Source organism: Sphingomonas sp. MJ1 (PH-R8) (genome assembly GCF_048058635.1).
Lineage (GTDB): Bacteria > Pseudomonadota > Alphaproteobacteria > Sphingomonadales > Sphingomonadaceae > Sphingomonas.
Genome location: NZ_JBBEFX010000013.1, coordinates 33516 through 52321 on the forward strand (window position 1 = coordinate 33516; position 18806 = coordinate 52321).

General features: G+C 70.1%; 21 protein-coding genes. 14 read left to right on the top strand and 7 right to left on the bottom strand.

Annotated elements, in window-relative coordinates; all coding sequences use genetic code 11:
• Positions 1-44 precede the first annotated feature (44 nt).
• From VPH46_RS11855 to VPH46_RS11870, 4 genes are all read left to right on the top strand, one after another.
• Complete coding sequence (locus VPH46_RS11855; RefSeq protein ID WP_416611453.1) at positions 45-518, top strand: DUF2141 domain-containing protein; 474 nt, start codon at positions 45-47, stop codon at positions 516-518.
• A gap of 215 nt (positions 519-733) precedes the next feature.
• Complete coding sequence (locus VPH46_RS11860) at positions 734-1693, top strand: diacylglycerol/lipid kinase family protein (protein WP_416611455.1); 960 nt, start codon at positions 734-736, stop codon at positions 1691-1693.
• Entirely contained in the window at positions 1693-2607 is a 915-nt protein-coding gene (locus tag VPH46_RS11865) for a hypothetical protein (protein WP_416611457.1), read from the top strand. The genes VPH46_RS11860 and VPH46_RS11865 overlap by 1 nt, the downstream gene beginning before the upstream one ends.
• Positions 2604-3350, top strand: a complete 747-nt coding sequence (locus tag VPH46_RS11870; RefSeq protein WP_416611459.1) for a nucleotidyltransferase family protein — start codon at positions 2604-2606, stop codon at positions 3348-3350. The genes VPH46_RS11865 and VPH46_RS11870 overlap by 4 nt, the downstream gene beginning before the upstream one ends.
• Here VPH46_RS11870 and VPH46_RS11875 read toward each other — a convergent pair.
• On the bottom strand, positions 3347-4384 hold the full coding sequence (locus VPH46_RS11875) for a glycosyltransferase family 2 protein (protein WP_416611461.1): 1038 nt from the start codon (positions 4382-4384) through the stop codon (positions 3347-3349). The two genes, VPH46_RS11870 and VPH46_RS11875, sit on opposite strands and share 4 nt — an antisense overlap.
• A gap of 77 nt (positions 4385-4461) precedes the next feature.
• On the opposite strand from VPH46_RS11875, the gene VPH46_RS11880 reads away from it, so the two are divergent.
• Both VPH46_RS11880 and VPH46_RS11885 read left to right on the top strand, forming a co-directional pair.
• Positions 4462-6288 carry a cation:proton antiporter gene (locus tag VPH46_RS11880; protein ID WP_416611463.1) on the top strand — a complete coding sequence of 609 codons (1827 nt, stop codon included), beginning with the start codon at positions 4462-4464 and terminating at the stop codon, positions 6286-6288.
• Positions 6285-6902 carry an OmpA family protein gene (locus VPH46_RS11885; RefSeq protein WP_416611464.1) on the top strand — a complete coding sequence of 206 codons (618 nt, stop codon included), beginning with the start codon at positions 6285-6287 and terminating at the stop codon, positions 6900-6902. The genes VPH46_RS11880 and VPH46_RS11885 overlap by 4 nt, the downstream gene beginning before the upstream one ends.
• A gap of 7 nt (positions 6903-6909) precedes the next feature.
• On the opposite strand, the gene VPH46_RS11890 is transcribed toward VPH46_RS11885, so the two are convergent.
• From VPH46_RS11890 to VPH46_RS11900, 3 genes are read right to left on the bottom strand one after another with little or no spacing between them, the layout of a single operon-like run.
• A complete protein-coding gene (locus tag VPH46_RS11890) occupies positions 6910-7398 on the bottom strand; it encodes a GAF domain-containing protein (RefSeq protein ID WP_416611466.1) in 489 nt (162 codons plus the stop codon).
• A gap of 31 nt (positions 7399-7429) precedes the next feature.
• Entirely contained in the window at positions 7430-7855 is a 426-nt protein-coding gene (arfB, locus tag VPH46_RS11895; RefSeq protein ID WP_416611468.1) for an alternative ribosome rescue aminoacyl-tRNA hydrolase ArfB, read from the bottom strand.
• Between the two features lie 12 nt (positions 7856-7867).
• Positions 7868-8518 (bottom strand): RluA family pseudouridine synthase, encoded by a 651-nt coding sequence (locus VPH46_RS11900; protein WP_416611470.1) that lies wholly within the window; start codon positions 8516-8518, stop codon positions 7868-7870.
• 89 nt (positions 8519-8607) lie between these two features.
• On the opposite strand from VPH46_RS11900, the gene VPH46_RS11905 reads away from it, so the two are divergent.
• Complete coding sequence (locus VPH46_RS11905; protein ID WP_416611472.1) at positions 8608-9492, top strand: M15 family metallopeptidase; 885 nt, start codon at positions 8608-8610, stop codon at positions 9490-9492.
• Between the two features lie 34 nt (positions 9493-9526).
• Here the strand turns inward: VPH46_RS11905 and wrbA are convergent, their stop codons facing one another.
• Together wrbA and VPH46_RS11915 are read right to left on the bottom strand one after the other, a co-directional pair.
• Complete coding sequence (gene wrbA / locus VPH46_RS11910) at positions 9527-10129, bottom strand: NAD(P)H:quinone oxidoreductase (RefSeq protein WP_125960416.1); 603 nt, start codon at positions 10127-10129, stop codon at positions 9527-9529.
• A gap of 114 nt (positions 10130-10243) precedes the next feature.
• Positions 10244-10942 (bottom strand): pirin family protein, encoded by a 699-nt coding sequence (locus tag VPH46_RS11915; RefSeq protein ID WP_416611474.1) that lies wholly within the window; start codon positions 10940-10942, stop codon positions 10244-10246.
• A 126-nt stretch (positions 10943-11068) separates the two neighbouring features.
• Here VPH46_RS11915 and VPH46_RS11920 point away from each other — a divergent pair, with 126 nt between their 5' ends.
• The 3 genes from VPH46_RS11920 (at position 11069) to ctrA (ending at position 13835) form a co-directional block, all read left to right on the top strand.
• Entirely contained in the window at positions 11069-11977 is a 909-nt protein-coding gene (locus tag VPH46_RS11920) for a LysR family transcriptional regulator (RefSeq protein ID WP_416611476.1), read from the top strand.
• Positions 11974-12999 carry an AI-2E family transporter gene (locus VPH46_RS11925; protein ID WP_416611478.1) on the top strand — a complete coding sequence of 342 codons (1026 nt, stop codon included), beginning with the start codon at positions 11974-11976 and terminating at the stop codon, positions 12997-12999. The genes VPH46_RS11920 and VPH46_RS11925 overlap by 4 nt, the downstream gene beginning before the upstream one ends.
• Positions 13000-13133: 134 nt before the next feature.
• On the top strand, positions 13134-13835 hold the full coding sequence (ctrA, locus tag VPH46_RS11930; protein WP_125960420.1) for a response regulator transcription factor CtrA: 702 nt from the start codon (positions 13134-13136) through the stop codon (positions 13833-13835).
• 80 nt (positions 13836-13915) lie between these two features.
• On the opposite strand, the gene VPH46_RS11935 is transcribed toward ctrA, so the two are convergent.
• Positions 13916-14152 (bottom strand): hypothetical protein, encoded by a 237-nt coding sequence (locus tag VPH46_RS11935; RefSeq protein WP_125960421.1) that lies wholly within the window; start codon positions 14150-14152, stop codon positions 13916-13918.
• Positions 14153-14270: 118 nt separating this feature from the next.
• On the opposite strand from VPH46_RS11935, the gene VPH46_RS11940 reads away from it, so the two are divergent.
• The 4 genes from VPH46_RS11940 (at position 14271) to VPH46_RS11955 (ending at position 18764) form a co-directional block, all read left to right on the top strand.
• Positions 14271-16088 carry an ABCB family ABC transporter ATP-binding protein/permease gene (locus VPH46_RS11940; RefSeq protein WP_416611481.1) on the top strand — a complete coding sequence of 606 codons (1818 nt, stop codon included), beginning with the start codon at positions 14271-14273 and terminating at the stop codon, positions 16086-16088.
• Positions 16089-16178: 90 nt separating this feature from the next.
• The gene (locus VPH46_RS11945; RefSeq protein WP_416611483.1) at positions 16179-16838 is read left to right on the top strand and encodes a peptidylprolyl isomerase; all 660 of its coding nucleotides are present in this window, start codon (positions 16179-16181) and stop codon (positions 16836-16838) included.
• Between the two features lie 34 nt (positions 16839-16872).
• The gene (queA, locus tag VPH46_RS11950; protein ID WP_416611484.1) at positions 16873-17910 is read left to right on the top strand and encodes a tRNA preQ1(34) S-adenosylmethionine ribosyltransferase-isomerase QueA; all 1038 of its coding nucleotides are present in this window, start codon (positions 16873-16875) and stop codon (positions 17908-17910) included.
• On the top strand, positions 17907-18764 hold the full coding sequence (locus VPH46_RS11955) for an HpcH/HpaI aldolase/citrate lyase family protein (protein WP_416611486.1): 858 nt from the start codon (positions 17907-17909) through the stop codon (positions 18762-18764). The genes queA and VPH46_RS11955 overlap by 4 nt, the downstream gene beginning before the upstream one ends.
• Positions 18765-18806: the final 42 nt, after the last annotated feature.

Genomic DNA, 18806 nt, shown 5'->3' on the forward strand with positions numbered 1-18806 from the left:
GCGAGCGCATAGCGGACGCCCAGTTGTTGCAACGAGAGTTTTCGATGTCGCGTACCGCTCTTGCCGCGCTTGCCCTGTTCGCGGGCGCCACCGCCCTCTCCGCTCCCGCCCAGGCCGCGCCGGCCTGCGTCGGCACGCCGGGGAACGGCAAGGTGAAGCTGGAGGTCGCCGCCACCAGCTTGCGCAGCGCCGATGGCGAGGTCGCCTTCACCGTCTATCCGGACGACAGCAGCCGCTTCCTGAAAGGCGGCGCCAAGCTCGCGCGTGCGCGGGTCAAGGCGACGGCGCCGACCACCCGCGCCTGCTTCTGGCTGGCGCCCGGCCATTATGCGCTTGCCACCTATCATGACGAGAACGGCGACCATAAGTTCAACCGTACGGCGCTTGCGCCCAAGGAGGGGTACGGCTTCTCCAACGATGCGCCGACCACCTTCGGCCTGCCTTCGTTCAAGGCGACGCGCTTTCCCCTGCCCGCTGGCGGCGGCAACATCGCCATCCGCACGCGCTATGGCCGATAGGTCGTAAAAGCCGGGCGCTTCCCCGGCGAAAGCGTGCGATAGGGGTTGCCGAAGGCGGCGGTCGCCACAAAACTGCCACGATATGGGCGCGGACGGGCCAATCGTGCGGTGCATGGGCCCGCCTCCCGTTCAAGCATCGTACCCCGGGGGCGCGTTTGAAGAAGATTACCTCGGAACCGGCAGAGCAGATGGCGTCCCCTACTTCCCCTGGAACGATGGTCCCGGACCGTGGCGCACGCCGCGCCGGCCATCCGCGCACCGGGATCATCAGCAACAGCCGCAGCCATCGCAACCGCACGCGCGGTGCCGAGGCGGCGGTGGTGCCGGCCGATACGCCCAACCTCCTGTACCGCGGCCCCCGGACCCACCCGGCGCTGGCCCAGGCGCTGCGCGAATTCCGGGACGCCGGCATCGAACTGCTGGTGGTCGACGGCGGCGACGGCACCGTGCGGGACGTACTCACCTGCGCGCAGGAGATCTTCGGGGAGGCCCTGCCCCGGCTGGCCGTCGTCCCCTCGGGCAAGACCAACGCGCTCGCGCTCGACCTCGGCATTCCGAACGACTGGACGGTGCAGGACGCGCTGGAGGCCGGCGCCCATGGCGGCGTCCGCGCCCGTGCGTCCGTGGAGATCCTGCGCGGCGATGCGAGCAAGCCGGAGCTGTGCGGCTTCCTGTTCGGGGCGGGCGCGTTCGTGCGTGCGACCGAACTGGCGCAGCGCACGCACAAGGCCGGCGCCTTCAACAGCTTCGCGGTCGGCATCTCGCTGTTCTGGGGCGTCGCCCAGACGATGTTCGGCGGGCATGCCAACGAGTGGCGCGCGGGCGAGCCGATGCGGCTGCAGCTCGATCAGGGCGCCCCGATCGACAAGACCTTCTATATCCTGTTCAGTTCGACGCTGGAGCGGCTGCCGCTGCGGCTCAAGCCCTTCGGCCACGAGCGCGCGGGGCTGAAGATGCTGGCGGTCGATGCGCCCCCCAGGCGCCTCTCCCGCGCGGTGCCTGCGTTGCTGCGCGGCTCCGAAGCGGCGTGGCTGGAGCAGTCCGGCTATCGCCGCCACGACGTCCAATCTTTTACGGTCACGCTGGAGGGCGGCTTCATCCTCGACGGCGAACTCTACGACGGCGGCACCATCACGGTGCGCCAGGGCCGGCCGCTCCAGTTCGTGACGCCCTGATGCGCCCGCTTCGTCGCGCCATCGCCGACATGCTGGCGGCCGAAGTCCGGCCGGAGATCGTCGAGGCAGCCGCAGTCGTCGCCGGCCGGCTCGGCGGATCGGCGGTGCTGTTCTACGGCTCCGTGCTGCGGACGGGCGACCTCGACGGGCTGCTCGACTTCTATGTCCTGACCGAAGGGCCGCCAGCGCCCGGCGTCCGCGGCATGGTGTCCCAGCGGATCTGGCCCGATATCAGCTTCGAGGAGGTTCGCGTCGGCGGCCGCATGCTCCAGGCGAAGGTCGCGACCATGCCGCTCTCCGTCTTTGCGGAGGCCGCGAGCGGGGAACTGGCCGACACGACGATCTGGACCCGCTTCGTGCAGCCGAGCGCCCTGCTGTGGATCGCCGGCGCCGCGCAGGCCGAAGCGGTCGTCGACGCGATCGCGGCGGCTGCGATCACTGCCGCCCGCTTCGCCGCCGTGCTCGGTCCTGCCCATGGCGCACCGGCCGCCTATTGGAAGGCACTGTTCCGGGAGACCTATCGCGCGGAGTTGCGGGTCGAGCAGCCGGGGCGCGAGGACCAGATCCTCGCCTATGATCCGCAACGCTATGCCGAACTGCTCCTCCTCGCCTGGGAAGCGGCCGGGATCGAGGTTCGCCGGACGCCGGACGGGGTGTCGCCGATCCTGGACGCCGAGACACGGGCGCAGTTGCTGCGCCGCTGGCGGTCGCGCCGGCGGCTGGGCAAGCCGCTCAACGCGCTGCGCCTGGTGAAGGCCGCCTTCCTGCTCGACGGGGCCGCGCGCTACGGCGCGTGGAAGGTCGAGCGGCATACCGGCGTGCCCGTCAAGCTGACGCCCTGGGCCGAACGCCACCCCCTGCTCGCCGCACCCGGCGTGCTGTGGAAGGTCTGGCGCGCGCGGGCACGGGCATGAGCGCGTTCCACGCCCTGGTGCTCGCCGGCTCGCGCGGCGGTGCCGATCCGGTCGCGGACTATGCTGGCGTGCCTGCCAAGGCGCTGATCGAGGTCGGCGGCATGACGATGCTTGCCCGCGTCGTCCGGTCGCTCCGGGCCGCGGGCGCCACCCGCATCGGCGTCTCCGTCTCCGACCCGGCCGTCGCCGCCCATGCCGAAACGCTTGGCGTCGAGGTGCTGCCCGCAGAGGCCGGCCCCAGCCGCAGCACCCGCAGCGGGCTCGCAGCCTTGGGCACGCCGCTGCTGGTCACCACCGCCGATCATGCGCTGCTCGAACCGGAGTGGATCACCGCGTTCCTGGCGGCGACGCCAGCCGGTGCGGACGTGACCGCGCTGCTCGCCCGTCGCGACGTGATCGAGGCGGCGGTGCCGGACACGCAACGCACCTATCTGCGCTTCGCCGACGGAAGCTGGTCGGGGTGCAACCTCTTTTACCTGGCGACGCCCAAGGCGAACGCGGCGCTCGACCTGTGGTCGCAGGTGGAGGCGGATCGCAAGCGGCCGTGGCGGATCGTGCGTCGGCTCGGCACCGGAACGCTGCTGCGCTATCTGGTCGGGCGGCTCACGCTCGATCAGGCGCTCATGCGGCTCGGAGCCGCCGCAGGCATCTCGGCGCGCGCGGTCGCAAGCCCGTTCGGCCTGGCGGCGGTGGATGTCGACAAGCCTTCCGACCTCGACCTCGTCCGCCGCCTGGTCGACTAGCGCCGGAGGCCCAGCAGCACCGGCGCGCTCGCGGTCAGCCAGCCCCGTGCGGGCCCGCGGATCAGTCCCCGCGCCAGCGGCGAGCGCAGGTAGGTCCGCACCGCGGCGGCCCGGCCCAGCGTCGGCATCGCGACGCGGCAGGCGAGCAGCCAGAACCAGCCCGTCGCCAGCGCCATCCCCTCGGGCGGGACGTAGCGGCTCTCCGCATTGCGCGCGCGCAGCGTCTGGAGCCAGTCGTCGGCCCATTGCAGGAAATCCGGCGGCGCCTCCACACCCTTCAGCTTGGTCTTGCCCAGCAGCGTGTGGCGTCGAAGATCCTCGGCGTCGAACCGCATGCCGAGCTCCGTAAGCGGCCCGGCGTAGAGCCCGCCCTTGCACTCGCGGATGCGGTCCTGCCGCTGGCACACGGTCTGGCCGGGATGCACCCGCCGGTCGACCAGCACCTGCGGCAGGTTCGCCAGCCTATAGGTCCGCGAGAGGCGCACGAAGAGCTCCAGGTCCTCGCACACGTCGAAGCTCGGCCGATAGGGATTCGCCTTGAGCACCTCGGCACGGCCCATCACCGAGGATTGCTGGAAGGCGGACCGGAACAGCAGCCATGCGGCGATGTCGCCGGATTCGAGCGGCGGGACGCGCACGCCGCGCTTGCGCCGGCCGCCCTTGTCGATCTTGCCCGCGCAGCCGCCGACGAGCGCGACGTCCGGGTTCCGGGCAAGGAAATCGAGCTGCGTGCCCAGCCGCTCCGGCCGGGCGATGTCGTCGCTGTCCAGCCAGGCGATCAGCCGGCCCCGCGCGGCGTCCAGGCCGGTGTTGCGCGCGTCCGGGATGCCGAGGTTCCGGGCGTGCCGCACCACCCGGATGCGCGGATCGCCGAAGCCCTCGACCACCGCGACCGAGTCATCGGTGGAGCCGTCGTCCACCACCACCAGTTCGAAGTCGCCGAACCGCTGGCCCAGGATGCTGCGGATCGCATCTCCCACCAGATGCGCCCGGTTGTGGACCGGGATGAGGACGGAGACGGTCGGAGTTGCCATGCCGCGGGGATAGCCGCCTCCCCCGCCAAAGCCACGCGAATTTGCGACACCGGGCCCAGGTGGGTATCGCCGGTCGCATGGAACAACAGGCTCTCCTCTTCGCGCTCATCGGCGTGCTCGGCATCGGCGCGCAATGGGTCGCCTGGCGAACGGGCTGGCCGGCGATCGCGCTGATGCTGGTGGCGGGGATCTTCGCGGGTCCCGTCACCGGCCTGATCGATCCGCATGCCGCCTTCGGCCCGCTGCTCGAACCGGCGATCTCGATCGCCGTCGCGGTGATCCTGTTCGAGGGCGGCCTCAGCCTCAACTTTCGCGAGCTGCGCAAGACCGAGGGCGCCGTCACCCGCCTGGCGCTGATCGGCATCCCGGTCGGCTGGGCGCTGGGTGCACTCGCCTGCTATTATGTCGCCGGGCTGGTGTGGCCGGTCGCGATCCTGTTCGCCGGCATCATGGTGGTCACCGGACCCACCGTGGTCCTGCCGCTGCTGCGCCAGAGCAACGTCGCGCCGCGCCCGCGCGCGATCCTGAAGTGGGAGGCGATCGTCAACGATCCCTTCGGCGCGCTCTGTGCGGTCATCACCTATGAATATCTCCGCCGATCGGAGGCGGGCGCCTCGCTCGGCGGGGTGATCGTGTCGCTGCTGGCCGCCGCCGTGCTCGCGGGTCTGATCGGCTATGCGGTGGCGCGGGCGATCGCCTGGGCGTTCCCGCGCGGGCATGTGCCCGAGTATCTGAAGGCGCCCGTCCTGCTGGTCGCGGTGATCGGCACCTTCGTGCTGTCGAACCTGATCCAGCAGGAGACAGGCCTGTTGGCGGTGACGGTGATGGGCATCGCGCTTGCGAACATGAAGCTGGACTCGCTGCGCGACGTCCACCCGTTCAAGGAGAACATCACCGTCCTCCTGATCTCCGGCGTGTTCGTGCTGCTCTCCGCCCAGCTCGACCTGGAGGTGCTGCGCCGCTTCGAGTGGCGCTTCGCCGGCTTCCTGGTCGCGCTGCTGCTGTTGGTACGCCCGGCGACCGTGCTCCTCAGCCTCGCATTCAGCCGGGTGCCGTGGAACGAGCGGCTGCTGATCGCCTGGATCGCGCCGCGCGGCGTCGTCGCGGTGGCGGTATCTGGGCTGTTCGCGCTGCGGCTCGACCGGCTCGGCTACAGCGACGGCGACATTCTGGTGACCCTGTCCTTTGCGGTCGTGGTCACCACCATCATCGCCCATGGCTTCAGCATCCGCACGGTTGCGCGCTGGCTGAAGGTCACCGGCGCCAGCGAGCGCGGCCTGCTGATCGTGGGGAGCACCGACTGGAGCCTGGCGCTCGCCGAGCATCTGCGCTCGCTCGACGTGCCGGTGCTGGTGAGCGACAGCAGCTGGCAGCGGCTCTCCCCCGCCCGCCAGCGCGGGATCCCGACCTATCATGGCGAGATCCTGGCTGAGGCGACCGAGGAGCAGCTGGACCTCAGCCAGTTCCAGGTCCTGGCCGCGACCTCCGAGAACGAGGCCTATAATGCGCTGGTGTGCAGCGAGTTCGCGCCGCAGATCGGGCGCGACGCGGTGTACCAGCTGGGCGACGCGAGCGGCGATCCGCGCGGGCTGCCAGAGGCGCTGCGTGGCCGGGCGCTGTTCACCTCTGGCCTCGGCGTCGAGGAAATCACCGAGCGGGAACGGGCCGGCTGGTCGTTCCGCAAGACCCGCATCAGCGAGCAGTTCGACTTTGCAGACGCAAAGGCGGTGCTGCCGGACGAGGCCGACATGCTGCTGCTGTTGCGCAAGAACGGGACGCTGCGCTTCTTCACCCATGCCACGCGGCCGACGCCGCAGCCCGGCGACGTGATCGTCTCCTATGCCCCGCCCCGCGTGCGCGAGCCGGAGACCCGAAACGAGAACATGATTGGGGAGGAACGATGAAACGGACCTTGTGCCACGCGGTGGCGACCGGCGGGCTGGCGGCGCTCCTGGCGGGATGCGGCCCTTCCGAAGGCAACCGCGCCGAGCCTGCCCCGGCCGAGAACAGCGCCGAGCCGGACGTCGCCAACATCGCCCCGGCGCCCGAGCCGACGCCCGAGGGCAAGTCGATCATCCGCCCGGAAACCGAACCGGACGCCGAACCCACGCCGCCGCCGCTCGAGCCGATCGAGCGGACCGTCCAGTTCCCCAAGGGAGTAGCCCTGGACGACGCAGCCAAGGCGATGCTCGACACGCTGCTGGCCGAACCCGCGCTCCAGGCGGGCGGCCCGATCCGGCTGAGCGGCCATAGCGACTCGAAGGGTTCGGACGCGGACAACCTGCGATCGTCGCGGCGCCGCGCGGAGGAGGTACGCGACTATCTGGTCGCGAAAGGCGTGGCCAAGGATCGCATCACCGTGATCGCGCTCGGCGAAAACCGTCCGGTAGCACCCAACGCCAACCCGGACGGCAGCGACGACGAAGCCGGCCGCGCGCGCAACCGCCGCGTCGACATCGCGGTCGCGCTTCCCGAGCCGCAGCCGAGCCCTACGCCGGAGCCCACCCCCGCCGGCTGACGCGGGGTCAGGCGCCCGCGATGCGGGGCGCGAACCGCTGCATCAGCATCTCGCAGCCGGCCGCGTCCTCGGCATCGAAACGCGCCGGCGAGGGGCTGTCGAGGTCGAGTACGCCGAGCAGGCGGCCGTCGTGGACGATCGGCACCACCAGTTCCGAACGGCTGGCGGCGTCGCAGGCGATGTGCCCGGGAAAGGCGTGGACGTCCTCGACCCGCTGGGTCTCGCGGGTGGACGCAGCGGCGCCGCACACGCCCTTGCCGAACGGGATGCGGATGCAGGCGGCCTTGCCCTGGAACGGCCCCAGCACCAGTTCGTCGGCGACGTTACGATAGAAGCCGGACCAGTTGAGGTCGGGCAGATATTCCCACAGCAGCGCCGCCGCATTCGCCATGTTGGCGATCGCATCCGGCTCGTCGGCGGTGAGCGCGTCGAGCGCGCTGGCGAGTTCGCGGTACAGCTCCTGCTTGGAGCCGGCGGCGATGTCGAAGACGTACATGGCGTTCCTTTTCCTCGTAGCGGCCCGGCGCTCAGTCGAAGCGGACCTTGCCGCGCCCGGCCTTGACCGCACTGCGGCCCTTTTTCTCATCGACCCGCCGCGCCTTTGCCGCGCGGCTGGGCTTGGTCGGCTTGCGCTTACGCGGCACGAAGGTCGCCTCCCGGATCAGGGCGACCAGCCGCTCGCGCACTTCCTCTCGGTTGAGAAGTTGGGAACGCGCCCCTTCGCTGCGCAAGACCAGCACGCCTTCGCGCGTCATCCGCGACCCCGCCAGCTCGGCCAGCCGGTTCTTCACGGCGTCCGGCAGGTTCGGGGAGGCCGCCACGTCGAAACGCAGCAGCACCGCGCTGTCGGTGGTGTTGACGTGCTGCCCGCCCGGCCCGCTCGCGCGCGTGAAGCTTTCGACCAGTTCGTCGCTGTCGATACTGATCGAGCGGGTGATCGGGATGGCTGCCATCCGGACGGCGCCTCAGTTGTCCCCGAAACCGGCTGCTGCGAAGCTCGCCGGCAGCGGCGCGGTGGCCTCCACCGGAGGCTTGCTGCCGCGCGGCACGGTCAGTTGCGCAGCGTGGAGCAGCATCGGGCCGCCCGCGCGGCCATAGACCGGGTCGCCCGCGACCGGTGCGCCCAGCCCCTCTGCGGCGTGGACGCGGATCTGGTGGGTGCGGCCCGTCTCGGGGAAGAAGGCGACCAGCGCGCGGCCGCCCTCGGCGCGCAGCAGCTTCCAGTTGGTGCGCGCGGGCTTGCCCTTGGCATCGCCGATCATCCGCCAGCCCGCCTCGGGACTGCTCACCTTGGCGAGCGGCAGGTCGATCGTGCCGGAGCTTTCCGCCGGCACCCCATCGAGCACGGCCAGGTAGCGCTTCTGCACAAGCCCCGCCTCGAACGCCTGCTGGAAGCGGGCGTGCGCCTTGGGATTGCGGGCGAGCAGCAGGCAGCCGCTGGTGTCGCGGTCCAGGCGGTGGACCGGCGTCGGCAGCCGCTGGAAACCGAAGGTCAGTTCGTCCAGCCGCGATTCGATGCTCGGGCTGCGATCCCGCGGGCGGTCGACCGGCAAGCCCGCCGGTTTGTCGATCACGATCGCTTCGCCATCGATGAAGAGCACTAGGTCATCCAGCATGCTGGTCCCTTGCCACCGCCGCCGCCGACATGCCAGAGCGCAGGCGCCGAAAGGCGGCAGCGCCGCCGTGTGCGGTTCAGGAGGTTGGATTGCGTAACTCCCTGCGGATGTCCGCTGCGCTGGTGCTGGCGCTTGCCGCCTGCTCGGCGCCCAGGCCCGCTCCCGTCGAGGCACCGGTGGTGCCGGCCCCCACGCCTGCCCCCGCAGCACCGCCGCCCGCCATCGCCGTCGACCGCGCGCCGATCGCGCTGTGCGACCGCGGCATCGTCCAGCCCGGGCCGGACGGGCGGCTGTTCAACCACTTCCCCTACCCGGATACGATGGAGACCGCGCTGATCCCGGCGCCGGAGGAATTCGCGCCGGGCGGTAGCTGTCGCATCCACCCGGCCATGCTCGCCGACCTGCAGGCACTGCTCGCCCGCGCCAACCAGGATCCGGCGATCGCGGGCAAGCTGCGCGCGGTGTCCTGCCACCGCTCGGTCCGCCTGCAGCGCCAGACCTTCTGTGGCGGCATCAATCCGGACGAGAGCAGCAGCTTTCGCGAGCGCGCCTGGGCCTCGGCCCCGCCGGGGTTCAGCGAACATGCGACCGGCTATGTCGTGGACTTCGGTACCCGCGACCGCGGCGGCTGCCCGGATGCGGAGGCCTGTTTCGCGGCTACCCCCGCGGGGCGCTGGCTGATCGCCCATGCCGCCGAGTTCGGGTTCGAGCAGTCCTTCCCCGCCGGCAACAAGCAGCAGGTGAAGTGGGAGCCGTGGCACTGGCGCTGGGTCGGCCGCACGCCGAACGCACCCGGCGCGGCAACCGCGCGCAGGCTGTTCGCGCCGGCGGCCGCACGCTTCCCCGCCTATCCGAACCGCCCGGAGGACAAGCGGCTGCTCGCGCCGCGGCCTGCGACGCCTGCCGCTCCGGCCCCGACGCAACCGGCGGCGCCGGCTCCCGTGCAAGCCACGGTGCCGACGCCGCAGGGCTGAGCCCCGCCGCTCCGGGAGCGGCGGGTACCCCGGGTCAGGCGGTGAGCTTGGCGGCGGTCAGCGCGATGCGACGACCCTGATAGCGCGCCGACTCGAGTTCCTCCGCGTGCGGTTGGCGGCTGCCGTCGCCGCCGGCGATCGTGGTCGCACCATAAGGCGATCCGCCGCGCACCTCGTCCACGCCCATCTGCCCCTGGAAGCCATAGTCGAGACCGACGATGGCGAGGCCGTGGTGCAGCAGGTTGGTGATGATCGAGAACAGCGTCGTCTCCTGCCCGCCATGCTGGCTGGCCGTCGAGGTGAAGGCGCCGCCCACCTTGCCGATCAGCGCGCCGCGCGCCCAGACGCCGCCCGTCTTGTCCCAGAACGCCGCCATCTGGCTGGTCATGCGGCCATAGCGGGTGCCGGTGCCGACGATGATCGCGTCGTAATTGGCGAGTTCGTTGACGTCTTCCAGCACCGGATAGGGCTGGTCCATCACATAGTGGGAGGCGCGGGCGAGATCCTCCGGCACGGTCTCGGCAACGCGGCGGATGTCGACTTCGGCGCCGGCGCCGCGGGCACCTTCGGCGACCGCCTCGGCCATCTTCATGATGTGGCCGTAGGACGAGTAATAGAGCACCAGAACCTTTGCCATCGCATGTCTCCTTGCTTCTGCCCGCCCGTCGGGCTGGTATTCGGGGGCCTGCCTAGGGAGGGAGAGATCGGCAGGCCCCCTTCCCCGGCCGCACGTCGCGGCCCGGGAAACTCGTTATTCAGCGTCGACCAGGACGATCTCCGCATCCTCCAGCGCCGTGATCGAGACGGTCGCACCGCCATCGATCGCCGCGCCGTCGCGGGCGTCGAACCGGACGCCGTCGATCTCCACCGCGCCGGTCGCCGGCACTAGATAGGCGTGGCGGCCCGCGCCCACCTCGTGGGTCAGGGTCTCGCCCGCCTTCAGCGTGGCGCCCAGCACCCGTGCGTCGGCACGGATCCGCAGCGCCTCCACATCCTCGGCATAGCCGCTCGCCAAGGGCACGAACCGGCCCGAGCGATCGTCACGCGGGAAGGGCTTGGCGCCCCAGGAAGGCGCGCCGCCCTTGAGCCGCGGCTCGATCCAGATCTGAAAGATCCGGGTCGTCTCCGGCTCCAGATTATACTCCGCATGGCGCACGCCGGTGCCGGCGCTCATCACCTGCACGTCGCCCGCCGCCGTGCGCCCGGTGTTGCCCATCGAGTCCTGATGGGTGATCGCGCCGCTGCGCACGAAGGTGATGATCTCCATGTCGCGGTGCGGGTGCGGCGGGAAACCGCTGTTGGGTGCGATCTCGTCGTCGTTCCAGACCCGGATCGCGCCCCATCCCATCCGCTTGGGATCATGATAGTTGGCGAAGGAGAAATGGTGCCGGGCGTTCAGCCAACCATGGTCTGCATGGCCCAGGCCTTCAAAACTGCGCTTGTCGATCATGGGAAATTCCTTTCCGCTGGCATCGAGCCGTTGGTCAGAAGGTAGGCGCTCCTATCACCACGTAAACGGAAACGTTGGAAACTGATCGTTGCGACGCTATAGCTGCAGGCACGGAGGTGCTGTCGGATGATGCTACCTGATTTCGAGGCCTGGGCGATCTTTGCGTCCGTGGTCGAACACCGTTCCTTCAGCGGTGCCGCGCAGGCGCTCGGCACGTCCAAGGCGACGGTGTCGAAAGCGATCAGCCGCCTGGAGACGCGGCTGGGGGCCACGCTGTTCCACCGCACCTCGCGCCGCCTGACCCTGACCGAAAGCGGCCGAGCCCTTTCGGAGCGTGCCGCCCGCATCCTGGCCGAAGCGCGCGAGGCGGAGGAAGTCGCGCGCGATTCCAACAGCACGCCCACCGGCCGCGTGCGCCTGGCCGCGCCGATGAACTTCGGCCTGACTCGTGTCGCCCCTGCGCTGGCCGATTTCCTGACCCTGTATCCTGGCATCGAGGTCGACCTGACGCTGTCGGACGCCCCGACGGACATCGTCGCGGAGGGGATCGACGTGGCGCTGCGCGTGGCCGAGCTCCCCGACAGCAGCCTGCGGGTCCGCCGGCTGGCGCCGATCACGCTTCACCTGGTCGCGGCGCCCGCCTATCTGGAAAAGCACGGCCGGCCCGAACACCCCGCCGACCTCGCCCACCACGCCTGCCTGGCCTATACCAACGCCAGCCGCCCGTTCGTCTGGCAGTTCCGCCGCGGGAACGAGGAAGTGGCGATCCGCCCGGCGGGTCCCCTCTGCACCGACAGCGGCGAGGCGATGCTCCCGGCGCTCCGCGCGGGTCTCGGCATCACGCGCCTGCCCGACTTCATCGTCGACCAGGATCTGGCGGACGGCACGCTGGTCGAGCTGCTCCAAGACTGGCGGGAGACCAACATGGCGCTGCACCTCCTCACCCCGCCCGGCACGTTGCGGCCGGCCCGCGTCGAGGTGCTGATCGAGTTCCTGGCGGAACGTTTCCGCCAGCTGTGCGCGAGCCGCCAGTGAACCGGCTTCGCCCGGATGCGGAGGACGCCCGCTTCCTGCGCCGCGTCGTCCTGCTGATCCTGATCGCGGCGGTCGCGGTCGCGCTCTATCGCGCGCTCAACCTGCTGATCCTGGCGTTCGGCTCGATGCTCGGCGCAACCGTCATCCACGCGCTGGCCGACATCTACGGGCGGCGCCTGCGCGTTCCGGAGCATGCGCGGGTGCCCGCGGGCATGGTGACGGTTCTGGCGGCCGTCGGTTTCCTGGTCTGGCTGTTCGGCTATCAGTTCGGATCGCAGGTCAACGCCCTGGTGCTGGCGCTGCCGGGCCTGCTCTCCGACCTCGCCGCCTGGATGTCGCACTCGCCCGTTGGCGCGCGCATCGTCGAGGCGGTGGAGGCGGCCTTCGCCGGCTCCCGCATCGCGCAGGACATCGGCGGCCTCGTCCAGGGCTCGGGCGAGCTGCTGCTGAACTGCATCCTGCTGCTCGCCGGCGCCATGTTCTTTGCCGCCGATCCGGGGATCTACCGCCGCGGCGCGCTTTTGCTGATCCCGCGTTCCAAGCGCGACGCCTTTGCGGATGCGCTCGACGACACGGCCGAGACGCTGCGGCTGTGGCTGCGCGCGCAGATCATCCTGATGACCAGCATGGGAGTGCTGATCGGCGTCGGCCTGTGGATCTCGGGCGTGCCGTCCGCGGCCGCGCTGGGGCTGCTGGCCGGTCTCAGCGAGTTCATCCCCTATGTCGGCCCGACTGCGGCGATGATCCCGGCGCTGGGGCTGGGCGCCACCCAGGGCACGGGGCCGCTGATCGGCGCGCTGGTTACCTATGCGGTCGTGCGGCTGCTGCAGACCAACTTCATCACGCCCTTCGTCCAGGCGCGGGTGATCGCGATCCCGCCTGCCATCACCCTGTTCGCGATCATCGCCATCGGCATGGTGTTCGGCCTGTTCGGCCTCTTCTTCTCGGCGGCGCTGCTGGTGGTGATCTTCACGCTGATCCGCAGCCTCTACCTGCGGGAGACGCTGGGCGAAGACGTGTGACAATCCGCCTACGTACGCGTTCGACGTAAGAGAGATTTAGGATCGCGTTAACCTTTTGCCTTCACTTCGGTTTAGGTTAATGATTGTCCTACGGCGCGCCGCCTCCGGTTCGCTCGCCGCACAGGGGGACTGCGATGCGCGTTTTGTTGATCGAGGACGAACCCACCACCGCCAAGGCGATCGAGCTGATGCTCGAGGCCGAGGGGTTCAACGTCTACACCACCGATCTCGGCGAGGAAGGGCTCGATCTCGCCAAGCTCTATGACTACGACATCATCCTTCTCGACCTGAACCTGCCCGACATGCACGGGTACGAGGTTCTGAAGAAGGTCCGCGTCGCCCGCGTGCAGACGCCGGTCCTGATCCTGTCGGGCATCAGCGAGATGGACACCAAGGTCCGCTCGTTCGGCTTCGGCGCGGACGATTACGTGACCAAGCCCTTCCACCGCGAAGAGCTGATCGCCCGCATCCATGCCGTGGTGCGCCGCTCCAAGGGCCATTCCCAGTCCGTCATCAAGACGGGCAAGCTGGCGGTGAACCTGGATGCCAAGACCGTGGAGGTCGACGGCAACCGCGTCCACTTGACCGGCAAGGAATATGCGATGCTGGAGCTGCTCTCGCTCCGCAAGGGCACGACGCTGACCAAGGAGATGTTCCTGAACCATCTCTATGGCGGCATGGACGAGCCCGAGCTCAAGATCATCGACGTGTTCATCTGCAAGCTTCGCAAGAAGCTCAGCACGGCATGCGACGGCGAGAACTATATCGAGACGGTATGGGGCCGCGGCTATGTGCTGCGCGATCCCAACGAGCAGCCGACGGCACAGGTCGCCTGATCCCGGCTGGGCCGGACACGAAAAGGGCCGCGGCTTTCACCAAGCCGCGGCCCTTTTCGTTCGGCCCGCCGGAGCGCCGGTCAGCCGCCGCGGCTCGGCTGCGGTGGTTCGTTGCTGGCGAGGCGTGCGCTCTGCTGCTGGCAGGCGGCGGCGATCGTCGGGTAGCTCAGGTCCGTGTTGCGGACCAGCGCGTCGGGCATGGCCGCCTGGCACGACTGGATGCTGCTATAGGTCGCCGGCTCGATCCGCGCGCTGCGGCACTGGCTGGAATCATCGGCACAGCCCATGATCGCGATGACGTACAAGATCGAGCTCATTCGACTTCCTTTCGGGGAGTCAAGCGATTGAGATTACATCCGGTTCCCTCGGCCCTGCACGGTCGGGACTTGCCCGGTCCGTTGCGCAGCGGGCCCGGACATCCCAAATCGGGATCCGATGCCTCCTGATACTTCTGCTCCCGCCGCATCCCAGCGGCCGATGATCGCGACCCTCCGGCGCTTCCTCCCCTACCTCTGGCCAAAGGGTCAGGCGGGGCTGAAGCTGCGCGTCGTGGGCGCGCTGCTGCTCGTGGTCCTGTCGAAGCTGGTGCAGGTCTATGGCGCACCCTTTGCGCTGCAGAACGCGATCGACACGATGAGCGCCGGCAGCCGCGACGCGCTGTGGCTCGTGGTCGCGCTGATCGTCGGCTATGCGGCCGCGCGCTTCGGGGCGACGCTGTTCGACAACCTGCGCAACATGGTGTTCGAGCGCGTGGGCCAGGATGCCGCGCGCCGGCTGTCGGGTACGGTGTTCCGCCACCTCCACGGCCTGTCGCTGCGCTTCCACCTCGAACGCCGCACCGGCGCCGTCACCAAGGTGGTGGAGCGCGGCACCAAGAGTATCGACACGATGCTCTACTTCCTGCTGTTCAACATCGCGCCGACGGTGCTGGAACTGGCGCTGGTGCTCGGCGTCTTCGGCGTCCGCTTCGGCGGGTGGCTGGTGGTGGGCACGGTGGTGATGGTCGCCGCCTATATCCTCTTCACCCGCTGGGTCACCGACTGGCGCAACGCCCTGCGCGAGCGGATGAACGACCTCGACACGGGCGCGGTCGCCCATGCCGTCGACTCGCTCCTGAACTTCGAGACGGTGAAGTATTTCGGCGCCGAGGACCGCGAGGCCGAGCGCTACGAGCGTGCGGTCGCCGACTATGCGGCCGCGGCGGTGCGCAGCGAGAACAGCCTCGCCCTCCTCAACATCGGCCAGGCGCTGATCACCGGCGTGATGCTGGCCGGCGGCATGGCGCTGGTGGTGTTCGGCTGGGCGAGCGGGCGCTTTTCCCCCGGCGACGTGGTGCTGGTCTCCACCCTCCTCACCCAGCTGTTCCGCCCGCTCGACCTGCTCGGCATGGTCTATCGCACGATCCGCCAGGGGGTGACCGACATGGGTTCGATGTTCGACCTGATCGACACGCCGACCGAGGTGCGCGATGCCCCTCACGCCCCTGCGCTCGCCGTGTCGCAGGGCCATGTCCGCTTCGAGGACGTGCGCTTCGGCTATGATCCGGAGCGGCCGATCCTGAAGGGGATCGACATCGACGTGCCGGCCGGCACCACGCTGGCGGTGGTGGGTCCGTCGGGTGCGGGCAAGTCCACGCTCGCACGGCTGCTGTTCCGCTTCTACGACCCGACTGGCGGCCGCATCACCATCGACGGGCAGGACATCGCCCGCGTGCGGCAGGATTCGCTGCGCGCCGCGATCGGCATCGTTCCCCAGGACACGGTGCTGTTCAACGACACGGTGGGCTACAACATCGCCTATGGCCGCGCCGGGGCAACGGCGGACGAGATCGCCGCCGCCGCGCGCGGTGCGGCGATCGCGCCGTTCATCGAGAGCCTGCCGGACGGCTACGACACGCGTGTCGGCGAGCGCGGGCTGAAGCTTTCGGGTGGCGAGAAGCAGCGCGTGGCGATCGCGCGCACCCTGCTCAAGAACCCGCCCGTGCTGATCCTGGACGAGGCGACCAGCGCGCTCGACAGCCGGACGGAGGCGGAGATCCTCTCCACGCTGGAGGCGATCGAGCAGGGCCGAACCACCATCGTCATCGCCCACCGCCTGTCGACCGTGGTCCACGCGGACCGCATCGTCGTGCTGGAGGCTGGCCAGGTGGTGGAAAGCGGCACCCATGCCGAGCTGCTGCGCAAGAACGGCGTCTATGCGGAAATGTGGGCACGCCAGGCAGCCGAGCGCGAGGAGGCGCTCGCCGCCGCCTGAGACGGGGGTGTCGGGCGCGAAAACGCGCCCCTACCCCCGCCGCGGGAAATCCTCTAAGCCGCTGGCCGAGAACTTATCCCCGGGGTGGAAATGCGCCTGTTTGCCGTTGTTTTCGCGTTGTTCGCGTCCTTGTTCGCGCTGCCCGCCGCAGCCCAGCTGATCGATGTCCCCGGCCGCGCGGCACCGCCCGCGACCACCGACAAGGAGAACCTGTGGCTGCTGGACCTGTCGAGCGGTGGCCGCGTCACCGTCTGGCTGCGCCCGGATGTCGCGCCCAAGGCGGTCGAGCGCGTCAAGACGCTCACCCGCCAGAAGTTCTACGACGGTCTGCCCTTCCACCGCGTGATCGAGGGCTTCATGGCCCAGGGCGGCGATCCCAAGGGTGATGGCACCGGCGGCTCCGAGCTTCCGGACCTGGAGAAGGAGTTCAACTACCTGCCTCACGTCCGCGGCGCCGTCGCCGCCGCGCGCGCGCAGGACGAGAACAGCGCCAACAGCCAGTTCTACATCATGCTCGCCCCGCGCCTGGCGTTGGACAAGAAGTACACGGTGTTCGGCCGCGTGCTCGACGGCATGCAGTATGTCGACGCGATCCAGCGCGGCGAGCCGCCGGCGAACCCGACCCGCGTGATCCACGCCTATATCGCCGCCGACAATCCCCCGCCGTACCAGCCGGCGCCTGCCGCCGCCGCCACCGTGCCGGCGGAGGACCAGAACCTGACGCTGCCGTCCGGCCCGGCCAAGCGCTGACCCATCCACGCCGGTCGTTCGGCGGACGCCTGAGATGAATGTAGACGATTTCGACTTCGAGCTGCCCGCGGAGCGCATCGCGCTTCGCCCGGCGGTGCCGCGCGATGCCGCACGCATGCTGGTGCTTGACGACGCCGGCACCCGCGACGCGGTGGTGACCGATCTTCCCGACGCGCTCCGCCCGGGCGACCTGCTGGTCTTCAACGACACCCGCGTCATCCCCGCCCAGCTCGAGGGGCGCCGCGGCGAGGCGCGCATCGGCGCCACCCTCCACAAGCGCGAGGGGCCGCGCGCCTGGCGCGCCTTCGTGCGCAACGCGCGGCGGCTGCGCGACGGGGACGTGATCGACTTCGGCGCCGGCGTGTCGGCGACGGCCGGCGAGCGCGGTGACGATGGCAGCGTGCTCCTGGAGTTCGCGGGCGACGAGCCGGTCGAACTGCTGCTGGAACGCGCCGGCCGCATGCCGCTTCCGCCCTACATCGCCTCCAAGCGCGAGACCGACGCGCGCGATGCCGAGGATTACCAGACGCTGTTCGCGCGCGAGGCAGGCGCCGTCGCCGCCCCCACCGCAGCGCTGCACTTCACACCCGGCCTGTTGGCGGCGCTGGAGGCGCGCGGGATCGGCCACGCGACCCTCACCCTCCACGTCGGCGCCGGCACCTTCCTGCCGGTGAAGGCCGCCGACACCGACGAGCATCGCATGCATGCCGAATGGGGCCGGCTGGATGCTGCAACCGCCGATCGACTCAACCAGGTCCGCCGCGACGGCGGGCGCGTGATCGCGGTCGGAACCACCAGCCTGCGCCTGATCGAAAGCGCCAGCGGCGAGGACGGCATCATCCGTCCGTTCGAAGGCGACACCGCCATCTTCATTACGCCGGGCTATCGCTTCCGCGGCATCGACGGGCTGATGACCAACTTCCACCTGCCCCGATCGACACTGTTCATGCTGGTCTCGGCGCTGATGGGGCTGGAGCGGATGCAGGCGGCGTACGCGCACGCGATCGCCAGCGGCTATCGCTTCTACAGCTATGGCGACGCCTCGCTGCTGCTGCCCGATCGGCCGGCATGAGCGATCTTCGCCCCCGCCGCAGCGCGCTGTTCCTGCCGGCGTCCAACGCGCGGGCGATCGAGAAGGCGCGCACCCTTTCCTGTGACGTCGTGATCCTCGACCTGGAGGATGCGGTCGCGCCCGAGCAGAAGCAGGCGGCGCGGGAGGCGGCGGTGACGGCGGCTCGAGAGGGCGGGTTCGGCACGCGCGAGCTGGTGCTGCGCATCAACGGTCTCGACAGCCCCTGGGCGGCCGACGACCTCGCCGCAGCCGACAGCGCCCCCTTCGACGCCGTGCTGGTCCCCAAGGTGAATGCCGCGGCCGACATCGACGCGGCCGAGGCGCAGGTGCAGCGCGCACCGATCTGGGCGATGATCGAGACCTGCCGCGCCATTCCCTCGCTCGGCGCCATCGCCGCGGCAGCCGAGCGCACGCGGCTCCAGGCGTTCGTGATCGGCACCAACGATCTCGCCAAGGAGATGCGCTGCCGCCTCTCGCCCGATCGCGCGGAACTGCTGCCGCTGCTGACCCTCGCGCTCGCCGCCGGGCGCGGCTGGGGGCTCACGGTGCTGGACGGCGTCCACAACGCGATTGACGATGATGCGGGATTGGAGGCGGTGTGCCGGCAGGGTGCCGCCATGGGCTTCGACGGCAAGACGCTGATCCACCCGCGCCAGATCGCCGCCTGCAACGCCGCATTCTCGCCAACCCCCGAGGATGTCGCGCGGGCCGAGGCGATCGTGGCCGCTTTTGCGACGCCGGACGCGGACGGCCGGGGCGCGATCCGCCTGGACGGCGCGATGGTGGAGCGCCTCCACCTGGAACAGGCGCAGCGCGTGCTGGCACTCGCGGTCCAAGGTCGTTCGGCCGACTGAACCCGGTTGCGGCTGCCGCAGGTTGGACAGGCGCTCCGGCAG